A 15,415-nucleotide genomic window follows, 5' to 3' on the forward strand; every position below is an offset into this window, starting at 1 on the left:
AACTTCGCGCCTCGAGCTGCTGTGTCTGGTGGGCCCACGGCATCTTCGGTTTCTGCGGAACTTCGCGTTCGGCCGGGGTGACAGCCGCATTGGTATGTTCCTCGCATGAGTGATGCGGAGACGCTGTTCGAGAAGATCATCGCCGGGGAGATTCCCTCGGAGAAGGTCTACGAGGACGACACCACCTACGCCTTCCGGGACATCCGGCCCCAGTCCAAGGTGCACGTGCTCGTCGTGCCCAAGACGCGGTACCGCAACGTCGCCGAACTCGCGGCGGCCGACCCCCAGCTGCTCTCCGACGTGATCACGACCGCCCACAAGGTCGCCGACCTGGAGGGAATCAGGGAGTCGGGTTACCGCGTTGTATTCAACACCGACAGTGATGCCGGGCAGACCGTCTTCCACGTTCACGCGCACGTTCTGGGCGGCGAACAGCTCGGTCTGTTCGGACGGTACGAGTAACCACCTGCGACAAGCGGGTGCGTGCCGCTAGCATTCATGGTGTCAGTGAAAACCGATTAGCGTACGCGCAGGAAGCAGGCCCGAGGGCACGTGGCCGGAACCGCACAGGGTGGAGCCGCCCGATCCGACGTCCCCGACGACGTCAGCAAGACCAACACTACGGACGTCACCGAGATCGCCACGAAGAGTGCGCAGTCCCGGTTCCCGATCCCGGACGCGGCGGCGCTCACGCTGCTCGGTTCGCGCGATGAGAACCTGCGCGTCGCCGAGGAGCTGCTCGAGGCTGACGTGCACGTACGGGGCAACGAGGTCACCCTCACCGGGGCACCCGCCGACGTCGCGTTCGGCGAGCGCGTGTTCGCCGAGCTCGTGACCCTGGCCGGGCGCGGGCAGCAGGTCGGTCCCGACACCGTGCGGCGCACCGTCGGCATGCTCTCCTCCGGCGGCGAATCGCCCGCCGACGTGCTCAGCATGGACATCCTGTCCAGGCGCGGGCGCACCATCCGGCCCAAGACGCTGAATCAGAAACGCTACGTCGACGCCATCGACAAGCACACGATCGTGTTCGGCGTCGGGCCTGCCGGAACCGGCAAGACCTACCTCGCGATGGCCAAGGCCGTGCAGGCCCTGCAGGCCAAGCAGGTCACGCGGATCATCCTGACCCGCCCCGCCGTCGAAGCCGGCGAGCGGCTGGGCTTCCTGCCGGGCACGTTGTCGGAAAAGATCGACCCGTACCTGCGGCCGCTGTACGACGCGCTGCACGACATGGTCGACCCGGACTCGATCCCGCGGCTCATCCAGGCGGGCACGATCGAGATCGCGCCGCTGGCCTACATGCGCGGCCGCACCCTCAACGACGCGTTCATCATCCTCGACGAGGCGCAGAACACCACGCCCGAGCAGATGAAGATGTTCCTGACCCGGCTCGGCTTCAGCTCGAAGATCGTGGTCACCGGCGACATCACCCAGGTCGACCTGCCCAACGGGCAGCGCAGCGGCCTTCGGGTGGTGCGCGAGATCCTCGAAGGGGTCGACGATCTACACTTCGCCAACCTGACCAGCCACGACGTCGTGCGGCACCGGCTGGTCGGCGACATCGTGGACGCCTACGAAAAGTGGCAGGCCACTCAGGACGCCGCCGGGAACGGCAACGGCTGGAAGGGCCGCCACTAAACCACCATGAGCATCGAAATCGCCAACGAGTCGGGGATCGCGGTGGACGAGACCACGATCGTCTCCGCCGCCCGGTTCGCACTCGACCGCATGGAGGTCAGCCCGCTCGCCGAGCTGTCCATCGTGCTCGTCACCCTCGACGTGATGTCCGACCTGCACGAACGCTGGATGGACCTGCCAGGGCCCACCGACGTGATGGCCTTCCCGATGGACGAGCTGGACTCGACGCGCCGCCCCGACGCGGGCGACACCTCGCCCGCGCTGCTCGGCGACATCGTGCTGTGCCCGTCCTTCGCGCGCGACCAAGCCCGCACGGCGGGCCATTCGCTGCTCGACGAGCTGCACCTGCTCACCGTGCACGGGGTGCTGCACCTGCTCGGCTACGACCACGCCGAACCGGCCGAGGAACGCGAGATGTTCGGGCTGCAGAAGCGGCTGCTCACCGATTTCAAGGCCGCGACCGCGGCGGCGAAACGGCGCGACGCCCAGCGTTCCAACGACGATCGTCTCCTCGGGGCGGCTGGTCTCGACGGCACCGTCGACGACGCGTAACGCAATGTTGGCTCGCTTGCGTAGCGGTGCGGGTGGCGGAACCTCAGACGCCCCCTCGCTCCGGGATCGCCTGGTTGGCATTACACCGCGTCGGCGCTGTGCTCGCGAGGAGACGCCTGAGAACCCGCGGCGGTGCGAGCCGCCGTCCTCCCAGGAGGCGGCTGCCGCCGCTGACCACACGCGGATCGGCTGATGGCGAGTTCAGCCGCACTGCTGATCATCGCCGTCGCGCTGGTGCTGCTCGGCGGGGTGTTCGCCGCCGCGGACGCCGCGATCAGCACCGTCTCGGCCGCCCGCGTGGACGGCCTGATCCGGCTCGGCCGGCCCGGGGCGCGCCAGCTCGCGGCCGTCGTCGCGGAACGGCGCAGGCACATCAACCTGCTGCTGTTGCTGCGGATGATCTGCGAGCTGACCGCGACCGTGCTGGTCACCGTGGTGTTCCTGCGCTGGATCGACTCCGTCGGGCTGGCCGTGGTGGTCACCGCCGTGGTGATGGTCGTGGTCAGCTTCGTGCTCATCGGGGTGGGCCCGCGCACAATCGGGCGGCAGCACCCGTACCGCGTCGGCGCCGCGCTCGCCGGGCCGGTCCGCGCGCTCGGCACCGTCCTCGGGCCGCTGTCCCGGCTGCTGATCCTCGTCGGTAACGCGATCACGCCCGGTCAGGGGTTCCGTGAGGGCCCGTTCAGCTCCGAGGTCGAGCTGCGTGAACTGGTCGACCTCGCGCAGGAACGCGGCGTCGTGGAGGACTCCGAGCGCGAGATGATCCACTCGGTGTTCGAGCTCGGCGACACCGTCGCGCGCGAGGTCATGGTGCCGCGCACCGAGATCGTCTGGATCGAGCAGGACAAGACCGTCCGCCAGGCGCTCGCGCTGTCGCTGCGCACCGGATTCACCCGCATCCCGGTCATCGGCGAGTCCGTCGACGATATCGCCGGGGTGGTGAACCTCAAGGATCTCGTGCGCGCCAGCCTCGACGAGGGCTCCGCGAAGCCGGTGGCGGAACTGATGTACCCGGCCAGCTTCGTGCCCGACTCCAAGCGGCTTGACGATCTGTTGCGGGAAATGCAGGTCTCGCACAACCACATGGCGATCGCAGTGGACGAGTACGGCGGCACCGCGGGGCTGCTCACCATCGAGGACATCCTGGAGGAGATCGTCGGCGAGATCACCGACGAGTCCGACCTGGAGGAGCGCCCGCCCGTGGAGCACCTCGACGACAAGTCCGTGCGCGTCTCGGCCCGGCTGTCCGTGGACGACCTCGGCGAACTGTTCGGTCTCGAACTGGCCGACCACGACGTGGAGACCGTCGGCGGGCTGCTCGCGCAGCGGCTCGGCCGGGTTCCGCTGCCCGGCGCGGAGGCCGAAGTGGACGGCCTGCGGCTGCACGCCGAGGGCGGCAAGGACCGCCGCGGCCGGATGCGGATCACGACCGTGGTGGTCCGCGCGGACGACCAGACCATCGCGGGACGTAGGGTTCCTACCGGCAACGGTGACGAACGTGATGGGAGCGTAGATGTCTGAGCTGGCGCCGGAAGACGAGAAGATCGTCGTGCTCGCCCGATCGGCACGGGCGAGGACACAGGCCGCGGAGGGGGCCGCGGTGCGCGACACCGACGGCCGCACCTACGCGGCGACCACGGTCGATCTGCCCTCGTTCCAGATCTCGGCGCTGCAGGCCGCGATCGCCGCCGCGGTGTCCAGCGGCGCGGAGGGGCTGGAGGCCGCCGCCGTCGTCACCAACGAGCCGCTGGTGTCCAGCGCGTCGATGCAGGCGGTGCGGGACCTGGCCGCGACCGCGCCGGTGTTCCGCGCCGATTTGAGGGGCGAAGTGCAGGAAGTGGTGCGGTGACGCATCGCAGCGGTTTCGCCTGTTTCGTCGGCCGCCCCAACGCGGGCAAGTCGACGCTGACCAACGCGCTCGTCGGCACGAAGGTCGCGATCACCTCCAGCAAGCCGCAGACCACGCGGCACGCGATCCGCGGCATCGTGCACCGCGACGACGCGCAACTGGTCATTGTGGACACCCCGGGGCTGCACCGGCCCCGCACGCTGCTGGGAGAGCGGCTCAACGATCTCGTGTACTCGACGTGGTCCGAAGTGGACGTCGTCGGGTTCTGTGTGCCCGCGAACGAGAAGGTGGGCCCCGGCGACAAGTTCATCGCCAACGAGCTGGCAAAGATCGCCAAGCGCACCCCGGTGATCGGCATCGTCACCAAGACCGACCTGGCGAGCCAGCAGCAGATCGCCGAGCAGCTGCTGGCACTGCAGGAGGTCATGGAGTTCGCCGAGCTGGTCCCGGTGTCGGCCGTGGACGGTTTCCAGGTCAAGACCCTGGAGGACCTGCTGGTGGCGCGGCTTCCGGAGGGGCCGCAGCTCTACCCGGACGGCGATCTGACCGACGAGCCGGAGCAGACCCTGATCGCGGAGCTGATCCGCGAGGCCGCGCTGGAGGGCGTGCGCGACGAACTGCCGCACTCGATCGCGGTGACGGTGGAGGAGATGCTGCCGCACGAGGGCCGCGACGACATGGTCGACGTGCACGCGCTGCTCTACGTCGAGCGGCCCAGCCAGAAGGGCATCATTCTCGGCCACAAGGGCGAGCGGCTGCGCACCGTGGGATCGCAGGCGCGCAAGCACATCGAGGCGCTGCTGGGCAGCAAGGTGTACCTCGACCTGCACGTCAAGGTCGCCAAGGACTGGCAGCGCGATCCGAAACAGTTGCGGCGCCTCGGTTTCTGATCGGCTGAATCCGGCCGCGTCCCCTTACGCTGCCCGTTCGGTCAGCTACGCTGTGCGCCGACAGTCGACGATCGAGGGGGAGCAGCCCTGATGACCAATCCGTACGGCCAGCCCTATGGCCAGCAGCCGCCGCCGCCCCAGCCCGGCTACCCGGCATCCGGCCCGGTCCCGGCCCCTGCCTACGGGCAGCAGCAGCCCTACGGCCAGCAGCCTTATCCGCAGCAGCCGTACGGGGCGCAGTATCCGCAGGCGCCCTACGCGCAGCCGGGCCAGGAGATCCCGAACTACAAGGGCTGGGCGATCGGCTGCATCTTCCTGTTCTGGATCGTGGCGATCTTCGCCATCATGAAGGCGAACGAGGTCGACACCTTCAAGGCGCAGGGCAATCTGGTCGGTGCCAAGCAGGCTTCGGACTCGGCGAGGACGCTGTGCCTGGTCGCGACGATCCTCGGCGCCGTCGGCTGGGTCATCGGCATCATCGGGTTCATCGTCGCGATCGTCGCCGCCAGCAGCGTCCCGTCCTACTACTGACCTCGGCTCGCCACCGGCGGTACGGGTTCTGTCGGTGCCCGGTGAGATGATGTCGTGGTGAGCCTCTATCGCGACACCGGGGTGGTGCTGCGGGTGCACAAGCTGGGTGAAGCCGACCGGATCATCACCCTGCTCACCCGGCGGCACGGCAAGGTGCGCGCCGTCGCCAAGGGCGTGCGGCGCACCACCTCGCGCTTCGGTGCGCGGCTGGAGCCCTTCGGCCATGTCGACGTGCAGTTCTACACCGGCCGCACGCTGGATGTGATCACCCAGGTGCAGACCGTGGACGCGTTCGCGCTGCCCATCGTCGGCGACTACCAGCGCTACACCGCGGCCAGCGCCATCGCCGAGACCGCCGACCGGCTCACGGCCGAGGAGGGCGAGCCCGCGATGCGGCTGTACCTGCTGGTCACCGGTGCGCTGCGGGCGCTGGCCGACGGGCAGCGGGACTCCTCACTCGTGCTGGACGCGTTCCTGCTGCGGGCGATGGCCTTCGCCGGCTGGGCGCCGGCGATCACCGAATGCGCGCGATGCGGGCTGCCCGGCCCGCACACGGCGTTCAGTGTGCAGGCGGGCGGTTCGCTGTGCGGCAACTGCCGCGCGCCCGGGTCGGTGCATCCGGCGCCGGAGGTGCTGGTGCTGCTGGCGGCGTTGCTGCACGGCGACTGGGACGTCGCGGAGGCGTCGGTGCCCGGTTCGCGGCGCGACGCGAGCGGGCTGGTCGCGGCGCTGCTGCAGTGGCACCTGGAACGTCAGCTGCGGTCACTGCCGCTGGTCGAACGACGCGCGCGGGAGGTGACCACCGGCGGCCAGTAGGGTCGTGCGGCGGGTCCAACGTATGGGAGGCGAGATCAGGTGCTGCGCAGGGGACGCCAGGCGACATCGGTGACGGTGCGGGCGCCGGATCCCCATCCCTCGGGGGCGCGGCCGCCGCAGATCCCGGCCGAACTGGTGCCGAACCACGTCGCGCTGGTGATGGACGGCAACGGCCGGTGGGCCAACCAGCGTGGCCTGCCCAGGATCGAGGGGCACAAGCGCGGTGAGGCCGTGATGATCGACGTCGCCTCCGGTGCGGTCGAACTCGGCGTGAAGTGGCTGTCGGTGTACGCGTTCTCCACCGAGAACTGGAAGCGCAGCCCCGAGGAGGTGCGCTTCCTGATGGGCTTCAACCGCGACACGATCCGCAGGCAGGTCGACTACCTCGGCTCGATCGGCGTGCGCATCCGGTGGGCGGGCCGGGCGCCGCGGCTGTGGCGCAGCGTCATCAAGGAGCTGCAGGCGGCCGAGGAGAAGACCAAGCACAACACGCTGCTGAACATGACGATGTGCGTCAACTACGGCGGCCGCGCCGAGATCGTCGACGCCACGCGCAGGCTCGCGCGGCTCGCCGCCGACGGCAAGATCAACCCGGACAAGATCGACGAGCGAATGCTCGCGAAGTACATGTACCAGCCCGAGATGCCCGACGTGGACCTGTTCCTGCGGCCCTCGGGCGAGCTGCGCACCTCGAACTTCATGCTGTGGCAGTCGGCCTACGCGGAGTTCGTCTTCCAGGACACCCTGTTCCCGGACTTCGACCGCAGGCAGCTGTGGGCGGCGTGCCTGGAGTTCGCCAAGCGCGACCGCCGGTTCGGCGCCGCGATCGATGCCGCCACCGGAAAGGCGAGTTCATGAGCACGACCACCGACATGCTGCGCAGGGCCCACGAGGCGCTGGAGCGCTACATCGACGTCAAGGTGGACGACGACGGCGCACTGACGTTCGCGCACGCGGGTGTGCCGTGCGTGGTGCAGTCGACCGAACTCGCCGAGGGCCTCACGGTGCTGAGCCTGACCTGCGTCGTGGCGTGGGACCTGCCCGACGAGCCGGGCGTGGCGGCCTCCGCGGCCGAGCGCGCGGGCCAGGGGCTGTTCGGCACCCTCGGGGTCAGCCACACCGACCGGGGCCTGGATCTGACGCTGCGGTACGCGTTTCCCGCGCAGGGCCTGGAAATCAGCGCGCTGGGCACGCTGCTGATGCTCGTGATCTCCACCGCTTCGCAGCTGCGGGGCGAGCTGATCCCGGCACAGAACTGAGCCGGACCGGCATCGGCTGACCGGTCCGGCCGGCCGCCCTGGCATCATCGGCGCGTGGATATCGCCACCGAAGCGGAACAGCGCGCGCCCAAACGCCGCCGCATCACCTCGGTCGAGGTGCTGTGCGTCGTGCTGCTCGTGGCGATCCTCGGGCAGTCCTGGTTGCAACGGGTACTCGACGTGCCGGCACTGCGCACCGGCGCCACCGTGTTCGTCGCGGTGTGCGTGCAGGCGCTGCCCTTTCTGGTGCTCGGCGTGCTGCTCAGCGGCGCCATCGCGGCCTTCGTCCCGGCGCGGGTCCTGGAAAGGGCGCTGCCGCGCCGCACGGAGGCCGCCGTGGGAGTCGCGGGCCTGGCCGGTGTGGCACTGCCCGGCTGTGAATGCGCCTCGGTGCCCGTCGCCCGCAGGCTGATGGGACAGGGCGTGGCACCGGCCGCCGCGCTGACCTTCCTGCTCGCCGCGCCCGCCGTGAACCCGGTCGTTCTCGTGGCCACCGCCGTCGCGTTCCCCGGCAAACCCGAGATGGTGCTGGCCCGCTTCCTCGGCTCGTTCGCCACCGCCGTGGTGATGGGGCTGCTGTGGGCGCGCTGGGGCAAGCTCGACTGGATCGTCTCGCGGGCGCTGCAACGCATGCCCGACCCCGAGGGCAGCCGCTGGAAGACCTTCGCCGAGACCGCCCGCGCGGACCTGGTCGAGGCGGGCGGGTTCCTGGTGCTCGGCGGGATCATCTCGGCCTCGCTGGGGGTTCTGGTCCCGCCGTCGTGGTTCGGCGCGCTCGGCGACCAGCTCGTGCTCGGGGTGCTCGTCATGGCCGTGCTCGCGTTCGTGCTCGCGTTGTGCAGCGAGGCCGACGCGTTCGTCGCCGCGTCGCTGACCGCGTTGCCGTTGCTGCCCAAACTCGTGTTCCTGGTCGTCGGTCCGGCCGTCGACGTGAAGCTGTTCGCGTTGCAGGCGGGCACGTTCGGCCGGTCGTTCGCCGTGCGGTTCGCGCCGGCGACGTTCGTGGTCGCCGTGTGCTGCGGCGCCGGCGTCGGCGCGTTGCTGATCGGGGGTGCGCGGTGAGGCCGAGGCTCGCGCTGGCCGGGATCGCCTCCGGCGCGATCGGGCTGGTGTTCGCGGTGTCGACGTGGGTGAGCTGGGCGATCCTGTCGCCGCCGGACACCGCCACGCTGCCGCGTTCGGTCGCGGCCGTCGCGGCGGTGCTGCTCGCCGCGCTCGGCGTTGTGGTGTTGCTCGCCGCCGTGCTCGCGGTCGTGTTCGGCGTGCTCGCGAGGAAGACGGGCGGGCTCGCGTACCTCGGCATCGGGCTCGGTGCGCTGGACGTGCTGCTCGCGCTGGTGTTCGTGAGGCAGGTGGCATGAGGCGGGAAACCCAGAACGTCCTGCTCGTGCTGCTGGGCGGCGCGCTGCTGAAGATCGGCTTCAACGGCGACTACCTGCGCTACGTCAAACCCGCGCAGCTGCCCTGGCTGCTGGCCGGGGGAGCGGTGATGGTGGCGCTCGGCGCGATCGCGATCGTCCGCGACATCCTGGCCGCGCGCGCCGGCCGGACCGTCGGGCACGGCGACGGCCACGGCCACCACCATCCGGCCCGGTCGGCGTGGCTGCTGGTGGTTCCGGTGCTGGCGGTGTTCCTGGTCGCGCCACCGGCGCTCGGCGCGTACTCGGTCACCCGGTCCGAGGCGCGGCCTGCCGTGCAGTCCTCGGCCGCGTTCCCGCCGCTGCCGCCGGGCGATCCGCTGCCCATGACGATGACCCAGTTCGTCACGCGCGCGGGCTGGGACGCCGGCGGTTCACTCGACGGCCGCACCGTCGAGCTCACCGGTTTCGTCTCGCACGACAAGGGATCGGCGCTGCTGGCACGGATGGTGATCACCTGCTGCGCCGCCGACGCCTACCCGCTGAAGGTGCGGCTCGTCGGCCGGCGAGTGGCCGCCTACGCCGACGACACCTGGCTACAGGTGACCGGGCAGGTGGTGCCGAACACCGCGACCAGGCAGAACTCCTACACCGCGGACTTCGTCGTGGGCACCGCGAAGCGGATCAGCGCGCCCCAGAACCCGTACGAGGATTAGCGGTGCAGTCGGCGCACGTGCCGACGATCTCGACGGTGTGCGTGATATCGGAGAACCCGTTGCCCGCCGCGATCTTCTCCGCCCAGCGCTCCACCGCGGGTCCTTCGACCTCGACCGTGCGGCCGCAGTAGCGGCACACGAGGTGATGGTGGTGATGCGAGGAGCAGCGGCGGTAGATCGCCTCGCCCGAGCCGGTGCGCAGCACGTCGATCTCACCGGCCTCCGACAGCGACTGCAGCGTGCGGTAGACGGTGGTCAGCCCGATCCCGTCCCCGCGCTTGCGCAGCTCGTCGTGCAGTTCCTGGGCCGAGCGGAAGTCGTCGATCTCCGCAAGCAGCTCCACCACCGCGGCGCGCTGCCTGGTCGCGCGGCGGCCGGGCACCGGGGCGACACTGCTGCTCACTTTCCCTCCTGAACGTGGGCGACTGCGTCCACCACGATATGCGCAAGGTGATCGTCCACGAGCCGGTACACCACTTCACGGCCGTGCCGCTCGCCGTAGACCACGCCCGCGGCCTTGAGCACCCGCAGGTGCTGGCTGATCAACGGCTGCGCGACGTCGAGCGCGTCCACCAGCTCGTGCACGCAGCGCTGCGCGTCCCGCAGCTGCAGCACGATGGCGATGCGCACCGGCGCGGCGAGCGCCCGCAGCAGCTCCCCGGCCTCGGCCAGCGTCGGGGGCGGCAGCGCCGGGGTGTGCGGCTTGCGCGGGTCCGCGGAATGCACCTCTTCGGGCAGGGCCGCGTCCGGGCTCGCCGTCGGCATGTCGATCTCCAGCCTGTCGATGGTTACTCCCCAGTCTAGTGGTCACTAACGGGCGGCCCTGCGATCTGTCAAGCCCCTCGCCGGGCCGGAACAACGGCCGGATACGCTGGACGAAACAAGTTCCCCGCAGCCATGGAGAGCGTGGAGTGCCCGCCAACACCATTGAAACCGTAGTCAGCCTGTGCAAGCGCCGTGGATTCGTCTTTCCCAGCGGGGAGATCTACGGCGGTACCCGCTCGGCCTGGGACTACGGACCGCTCGGGGTCGAGCTCAAGGAAAACATCAAGCGCCAGTGGTGGAAGACCATGGTGCAGGGCCGTGACGACGTCGTAGGGCTCGACTCCGCCGTGATCCTGCCGCGCAAGGTGTGGGAGGCCTCGGGGCACGTCGAGGCCTTCGTCGACCCGCTGGTGGAGTGCCTGTCCTGCCACCGCCGGTTCCGCGCCGATCACCTCCAGGAAGAGTTCGAGGAGCGCACCGGCAAGCAGGTCCCCGAGGGCGACCTGTCCGAGGTGCCCTGCCCCAACTGCGGCACCCGCGGCCAGTACACCGCGCCCCGCAGCTTCAACGGGCTGCTCAAGACCTTCCTCGGCCCGGTCGAGTCCGAGGAGGGGCTGCACTACCTGCGCCCGGAGACCGCGCAGGGCATCTTCGTGAACTTCCTCAACGTGCTCACCACGTCGCGCAAGAAGCCGCCGTTCGGCATCGGCCAGGTCGGCAAGTCCTTCCGCAACGAGATCACGCCGGGCAACTTCATCTTCCGCACGCGCGAGTTCGAGCAGATGGAGATGGAGTTCTTCGTCGAGCCCGGCGAGGACGAGACGTGGCACCAGTACTGGATCGACCTGCGCACCGACTGGTACACCGGCCTGGGCATCAAGCGGGACAACCTGCGCCACTACGAGCACCCGAAGGAGAAGCTGTCCCACTACTCGAAGCGGACGGTGGACATCGAGTACCGCTTCGGGTTCTCCTCCGGTCAGGAGTGGGGTGAGCTGGAGGGCATCGCCAACCGCACCGACTTCGACCTCACCACGCACTCCAACCACTCGGGTGTGGACCTGTCGTTCTTCGACCAGGCCGGCGGCGCCCGCTACCGGCCGTTCGTGATCGAGCCCGCGGCCGGTGTTGGCCGCCCGATGATGGCGTTCCTGCTGGACGCCTACGCCGAGGACGAGGCGCCCAACGCCAAGGGCGGCGTGGACAAGCGCACCGTGCTGCGGCTGGACCGCAGGCTCGCGCCGGTGAAGGCCGCGGTGCTGCCGCTGTCGCGCAACGCCGACCTGACCCCGAAGGCGCGCGACCTCGCGGCGGCGCTGCGCAGGAACTGGAACGTGGAGTTCGACGACGCGGGCGCGATCGGCCGCCGGTACCGCCGCCAGGACGAGATCGGCACGCCGTTCTGCATCACCGTGGACTTCGACTCGCTGGAAGACCAGGCGGTCACGGTCCGCGAGCGCGACACCATGTCCCAGGAACGCGTGGCCATGGACAAGGTCGAGGAGTACCTCGCCACCCGCCTTCTGGGCTGCTGAACCCCTGACAAACGTCATGCCCAGGGGGTGACGGGCGGCCTGCGCTTCGCGGGCCGCCCGGCGGCAGTCTCGGTGGCATGAACGCAACTGAGATCGGCCAGGCCAGGAGCGCGGTCGCGCAAGGCGCGGCAGTGCGGCTCACCGGCTTGCGCAAGCACTACGGCCAGGTGCGGGCGGTCGACGGCGTCGACCTCACCATCGCACCGGGGGAGGTCGTCGCGCTGCTCGGCCCGAACGGGGCGGGCAAGTCCACGACCATCGACATGATCCTGGGCCTGAGCCGGCCCGACGCGGGCACGGTGAGCGTGTTCGGCGCCGAGCCGTCCGGCGCGATCGCCGACGGCGTGATCGGCGCGATGCTGCAGGGCGGTGCGCTGCTCGACGACGCGACGGTCGGCGAGATGGTCGGCATGGTCGCCTCGCTGCACCGCACCCCGATGCCGGTCGCCGAGGCACTGCGCCGCGCCGGTATCGAGGAACTCGCCAAACGCCGGGGCAACAAGCTCTCCGGCGGCCAGAAACAACGCGTGCGGTTCGCTGTCGCGCTGGTCAGCGATCCGGATCTGCTGCTGCTGGACGAGCCGACCGCGGCGATGGACGTCGGCAGCCGCCGCGAGTTCTGGCGGTCGATGCAGGCCTTCACCGACACCGGCCGCACCGTGCTGTTCGCGACCCACTACCTGGAGGAGGCCGAGGAGTTCGCCGACCGGGTGGTGCTGATGCGGGGCGGCCGCGTCGTGGCCGACGGCTCGGTCGCCGAGGTCCGCGCGCTGGCCGGGGGCCGCACGCTACGCGCCGTCGCGCCGGGGGCGACGAAGACAGCGATCGCGGAGCTTCCGGGCGTCACCGAGTACCAGGTCCGCGGCGACCGGATCGCGGTGTCCAGCAACGACTCCGACGCCACTTTGCGCGCCCTGCTGACCGCCTGTCCCGCCGCACACGACATCGAGATCACCGCGATCGGTCTCGAAGGCGCCTTCCTGACCCTGACCGCCGACGAGGAGACCGGACGATGAGCGTCAAATTCCTGGCACTGGAGATCCGGCGCGTGCTGCGCTCGCCCCGGTTCATGATCTTCACCGTCGCCTTCCCGGTGCTGCTTTTCCTGCTGTACGTGGGAATCTTCGCCAAGGCACAGGACGAGAAGGCGGTACTGATGGTGAGCATGACGGCCTTCGGCGCGATGGCCGCGGCACTGTTCACCGGCACCAGGGTCGCGCTGGAACGCGCGGCGGGCTGGCAGCGGCAGCTGCGGCTGACCCCGCTGTCCGGCAGCGGTTACCTCGCCGCCAAGGCCGCGACGGGCATGACGCTCGCGCTCGCGCCCGTGGTGCTGGTGCCCGCGGTCGGCGGGTTGATCGAGGGGGTTTCGCTCGGCGGCGCCGGCTGGGTGCGCGTGACGCTGGGGGTGTGGCTGGCGGCGATCCCGTTCGCGCTGATGGGCCTGCTGATCGGGCAGATCGGCACGGCCGACTCCACACAGCCGATCACCCAGCTGGTGCTGTTGCCGATGGCGTTGCTGGGCGGGGTGTTCATCCCGGTCACCGCGATGCCGGCGTGGCTGCTCAAGATCGCGCACGTGCTGCCGACCTACTGGATGGGGGAGATCGGCCGCGGCGCGATTCCCGGCGGCTCCGCCAGCACGCTCAGCAAGGACGTGCTCGTGCTCGCGGTGTGGACCGTGGTGCTCTCGATCGCCGTCATCCGGCGCTACCGTAGAGACTCGGCGCGGGTGTGACGAGGGGGAACGACGTGGACTGGCGGCGGGACACCGAGCAGTGGCGGGGCGGGTTCGCGGACCCGGACCGCCGCCGCTTCGGCGGGCGATGGCCCGTGATCGGCGCGCTGTGCCTGCTGCCGGTCATCGTGCCCGCGGTGCGGGAGGTCGTCAGCGGCAAGGCGAGCGTCGGCGAAAGCGTGCTCGCGATGTCCCTGCTGACCCTCTACACGGCCGGTTACCTCACGTTCCCGAAGGTCCTGTTCCGGCCGGACGCGCTGCCGTCGAAGCTGGCCTTCTGCGCGGGATTGCTCGCGATCGGCTGGCTGATGGTCCTGCTCGTGCACGGCGGCACGATCTACGTGCTCGTGTACGCGATGGCGGTGATCGCGCTCGGGCTGCCGGTGCTGTGGGTGCTGGTGCTGGACGGCGCGTCGGTGCTCGCACTGGGGATGCTGCTGGTGTTCGACGTCGGGGCACACGGCACGCGCGGCGACTTCGGCACCGTCATCGGCGTGACCACCGCGCTGTTCTTCATGGGCCGCCTGCTCGCCACGGTGCGCCGCCTGCGCGCGGCGCAGGACGAGATCGCGACGCTGGCGGTCACCGCCGAACGTGAGCGGCTGGCACGGGACCTGCACGACATCCTCGGCCACAGCCTCACCACGATCGCGGTCAAGGCGGGGCTGGCGCGACGGGTGCTGGAGACCGGCGGCGAGGCCGAACGCGCGATCTCGGAGATCCGTGAGGTGGAATCGTTGTCCCGCAGCGCGTTGACCGACGTGCGGGCGACCGTGTCGGAATATCGCGAGGTGTCGCTGTCGGCGGAGGTCGTGGGGGCGCGGGCGGCGTTGCGGGCGGCCGAGATCGACGCGGATCTGCCGCACGCGGTGGACAACGTCCGGCCGGATCTGCAGCAGACGTTCGGTTACGTGCTGCGCGAGGCGGTGACGAACGTGCTGCGGCATTCCGGCGCGAAGCGCGTGAAGGTGCGGCTCGGCGGGACCTGGATGGAGATCGAGGACGACGGGGCCGGCGCGCCGGAAGGCGTGTGCGGCAACGGTTTGCGTGGTCTGGCCGAACGGCTCGCCGGCGTGGGCGGGACGTTGCGCGCCGAACCGCGTGCCGACGGCGGATTCCTGGTGCGGGCCGAAGTGCGGCCCGCGCTGGAGGCGGTGTCGTGATCCGGGTGCTGCTGGCCGACGACCAGGCGATGGTGCGCGGCGCGCTGGCGACGGTGCTCGGCCTGGAGGCGGACATCGAGGTCGTCGCGCAGGTCGGCTCCGGCGAGGAGGTGCTCGCCGCCGCCGAGGAGTCCAGCCCGGACGTGGCGTTGCTCGACGTGCAGATGCCCGGCAAGGACGGGCTCGCGGCCGCGGCCGAGTTGCACGCCGCGCTGCCGTCGTGCCGGATCATCGTGTGCACCACGTTCGGCAGGCCGGGCTATCTCGCGCGCGCGATGGCCTCGGGCGCTTCGGGTTTCCTCGTCAAGGACTCACCGCCCGAGCAACTGGTCGATGCCGTGCGGCGGGTCTCCAACGGGCTGCGTGTGGTCGATCCCGCGCTCGCCGCGGAGTCGCTGGCCACCGGGGCGAGTCCGCTGACGGCGCGCGAACACGAGGTGCTGCGCGCCGCCAGCGACGGCGGCACGGTCGCGGACGTGGCGCGGCGGCTGCACCTGTCGGAGGGCACGGTCCGCAACCACCTGTCGGCGGCGATCGGCAAAACGGGGGCGCGAACCCGGGCGGAGGCGGTGCGGCTCGCCGAGGAGAACGGCTGGCTCTGAACGTCC

20 protein-coding genes are annotated in these 15,415 nt (G+C 70.4%); 18 read left to right on the top strand and 2 right to left on the bottom strand.

Features of this window, described 5'->3' with window-relative positions; translation table 11 throughout:
• Positions 1-105 precede the first annotated feature (105 nt).
• From HFP15_RS13380 to HFP15_RS13440, 13 genes are all read left to right on the top strand, one after another.
• Positions 106-462: a histidine triad nucleotide-binding protein gene (locus HFP15_RS13380; RefSeq protein WP_168515231.1), complete on the top strand. Its 357-nt coding sequence runs from the start codon at positions 106-108 to the stop codon at positions 460-462.
• Between the two features lie 90 nt (positions 463-552).
• Positions 553-1,635 (top strand): PhoH family protein, encoded by a 1,083-nt coding sequence (locus tag HFP15_RS13385; protein WP_168515233.1) that lies wholly within the window; start codon positions 553-555, stop codon positions 1,633-1,635.
• Between the two features lie 6 nt (positions 1,636-1,641).
• Positions 1,642-2,187: an rRNA maturation RNase YbeY gene (ybeY, locus tag HFP15_RS13390; protein WP_168515235.1), complete on the top strand. Its 546-nt coding sequence runs from the start codon at positions 1,642-1,644 to the stop codon at positions 2,185-2,187.
• A gap of 192 nt (positions 2,188-2,379) precedes the next feature.
• Positions 2,380-3,708, top strand: a complete 1,329-nt coding sequence (locus HFP15_RS13395) for a hemolysin family protein (protein ID WP_168515237.1) — start codon at positions 2,380-2,382, stop codon at positions 3,706-3,708.
• A complete protein-coding gene (locus HFP15_RS13400) occupies positions 3,701-4,036 on the top strand; it encodes a cytidine deaminase-like protein (protein ID WP_168515239.1) in 336 nt (111 codons plus the stop codon). Before HFP15_RS13395 ends, HFP15_RS13400 begins: the two co-directional genes overlap by 8 nt.
• On the top strand, positions 4,033-4,926 hold the full coding sequence (era, locus tag HFP15_RS13405) for a GTPase Era (RefSeq protein ID WP_168515241.1): 894 nt from the start codon (positions 4,033-4,035) through the stop codon (positions 4,924-4,926). Before HFP15_RS13400 ends, era begins: the two co-directional genes overlap by 4 nt.
• A 90-nt stretch (positions 4,927-5,016) precedes the next feature.
• Complete coding sequence (locus HFP15_RS13410; protein ID WP_168515243.1) at positions 5,017-5,457, top strand: CD225/dispanin family protein; 441 nt, start codon at positions 5,017-5,019, stop codon at positions 5,455-5,457.
• 54 nt (positions 5,458-5,511) lie between these two features.
• A complete protein-coding gene (gene recO / locus HFP15_RS13415) occupies positions 5,512-6,273 on the top strand; it encodes a DNA repair protein RecO (RefSeq protein ID WP_312871574.1) in 762 nt (253 codons plus the stop codon).
• 39 nt (positions 6,274-6,312) lie between these two features.
• A complete protein-coding gene (locus HFP15_RS13420) occupies positions 6,313-7,131 on the top strand; it encodes an isoprenyl transferase (protein ID WP_168515247.1) in 819 nt (272 codons plus the stop codon).
• Positions 7,128-7,532 (top strand): hypothetical protein, encoded by a 405-nt coding sequence (locus tag HFP15_RS13425; protein ID WP_168515249.1) that lies wholly within the window; start codon positions 7,128-7,130, stop codon positions 7,530-7,532. The genes HFP15_RS13420 and HFP15_RS13425 overlap by 4 nt, the downstream gene beginning before the upstream one ends.
• A gap of 54 nt (positions 7,533-7,586) precedes the next feature.
• Positions 7,587-8,594 carry a permease gene (locus tag HFP15_RS13430; protein ID WP_168515251.1) on the top strand — a complete coding sequence of 336 codons (1,008 nt, stop codon included), beginning with the start codon at positions 7,587-7,589 and terminating at the stop codon, positions 8,592-8,594.
• Complete coding sequence (locus tag HFP15_RS13435) at positions 8,591-8,893, top strand: hypothetical protein (protein ID WP_168515253.1); 303 nt, start codon at positions 8,591-8,593, stop codon at positions 8,891-8,893. Before HFP15_RS13430 ends, HFP15_RS13435 begins: the two co-directional genes overlap by 4 nt.
• Entirely contained in the window at positions 8,890-9,606 is a 717-nt protein-coding gene (locus tag HFP15_RS13440) for a TIGR03943 family putative permease subunit (RefSeq protein WP_168515255.1), read from the top strand. Before HFP15_RS13435 ends, HFP15_RS13440 begins: the two co-directional genes overlap by 4 nt.
• Here HFP15_RS13440 and HFP15_RS13445 read toward each other — a convergent pair.
• Both HFP15_RS13445 and HFP15_RS13450 read right to left on the bottom strand, forming a co-directional pair.
• On the bottom strand, positions 9,575-10,009 hold the full coding sequence (locus tag HFP15_RS13445) for a Fur family transcriptional regulator (RefSeq protein WP_312871575.1): 435 nt from the start codon (positions 10,007-10,009) through the stop codon (positions 9,575-9,577). The genes HFP15_RS13440 and HFP15_RS13445 overlap by 32 nt on opposite strands.
• Positions 10,006-10,371 carry an ArsR/SmtB family transcription factor gene (locus HFP15_RS13450; protein WP_168515257.1) on the bottom strand — a complete coding sequence of 122 codons (366 nt, stop codon included), beginning with the start codon at positions 10,369-10,371 and terminating at the stop codon, positions 10,006-10,008. The genes HFP15_RS13445 and HFP15_RS13450 overlap by 4 nt, the downstream gene beginning before the upstream one ends.
• Before the next feature lie 146 nt (positions 10,372-10,517).
• On the opposite strand from HFP15_RS13450, the gene HFP15_RS13455 reads away from it, so the two are divergent.
• From HFP15_RS13455 to HFP15_RS13475, 5 genes are all read left to right on the top strand, one after another.
• Entirely contained in the window at positions 10,518-11,906 is a 1,389-nt protein-coding gene (locus HFP15_RS13455; RefSeq protein ID WP_168515259.1) for a glycine--tRNA ligase, read from the top strand.
• A gap of 77 nt (positions 11,907-11,983) precedes the next feature.
• Positions 11,984-12,922 (top strand): ABC transporter ATP-binding protein, encoded by a 939-nt coding sequence (locus HFP15_RS13460; RefSeq protein ID WP_168515261.1) that lies wholly within the window; start codon positions 11,984-11,986, stop codon positions 12,920-12,922.
• Positions 12,919-13,644 carry an ABC transporter permease gene (locus HFP15_RS13465; RefSeq protein WP_168515263.1) on the top strand — a complete coding sequence of 242 codons (726 nt, stop codon included), beginning with the start codon at positions 12,919-12,921 and terminating at the stop codon, positions 13,642-13,644. Before HFP15_RS13460 ends, HFP15_RS13465 begins: the two co-directional genes overlap by 4 nt.
• A complete protein-coding gene (locus HFP15_RS13470; RefSeq protein WP_168515265.1) occupies positions 13,641-14,807 on the top strand; it encodes a sensor histidine kinase in 1,167 nt (388 codons plus the stop codon). The genes HFP15_RS13465 and HFP15_RS13470 overlap by 4 nt, the downstream gene beginning before the upstream one ends.
• Entirely contained in the window at positions 14,804-15,409 is a 606-nt protein-coding gene (locus tag HFP15_RS13475; RefSeq protein ID WP_168515267.1) for a response regulator transcription factor, read from the top strand. The genes HFP15_RS13470 and HFP15_RS13475 overlap by 4 nt, the downstream gene beginning before the upstream one ends.
• Positions 15,410-15,415: the final 6 nt, after the last annotated feature.

This window comes from Amycolatopsis acididurans (genome assembly GCF_012328925.1).
Classification (GTDB): Bacteria; Actinomycetota; Actinomycetes; order Mycobacteriales; family Pseudonocardiaceae; genus Amycolatopsis_E; species Amycolatopsis_E acididurans.

Coding starts and splice junctions, on each gene's coding strand:
- HFP15_RS13400 (WP_168515239.1), top strand. CDS start 3,701: ATGTCTGAGCTGGCGCCGGAAGACGAGAAGATCGTCGTGCTCGCCCGA.
- HFP15_RS13395 (WP_168515237.1), top strand. CDS start 2,380: ATGGCGAGTTCAGCCGCACTGCTGATCATCGCCGTCGCGCTGGTGCTG.
- HFP15_RS13440 (WP_168515255.1), top strand. CDS start 8,890: ATGAGGCGGGAAACCCAGAACGTCCTGCTCGTGCTGCTGGGCGGCGCG.
- HFP15_RS13465 (WP_168515263.1), top strand. CDS start 12,919: ATGAGCGTCAAATTCCTGGCACTGGAGATCCGGCGCGTGCTGCGCTCG.
- HFP15_RS13425 (WP_168515249.1), top strand. CDS start 7,128: ATGAGCACGACCACCGACATGCTGCGCAGGGCCCACGAGGCGCTGGAG.
- ybeY (WP_168515235.1), top strand. CDS start 1,642: ATGAGCATCGAAATCGCCAACGAGTCGGGGATCGCGGTGGACGAGACC.
- HFP15_RS13450 (WP_168515257.1), bottom strand. CDS start 10,371: ATGCCGACGGCGAGCCCGGACGCGGCCCTGCCCGAAGAGGTGCATTCC.
- HFP15_RS13380 (WP_168515231.1), top strand. CDS start 106: ATGAGTGATGCGGAGACGCTGTTCGAGAAGATCATCGCCGGGGAGATT.
- HFP15_RS13410 (WP_168515243.1), top strand. CDS start 5,017: ATGACCAATCCGTACGGCCAGCCCTATGGCCAGCAGCCGCCGCCGCCC.
- HFP15_RS13460 (WP_168515261.1), top strand. CDS start 11,984: ATGAACGCAACTGAGATCGGCCAGGCCAGGAGCGCGGTCGCGCAAGGC.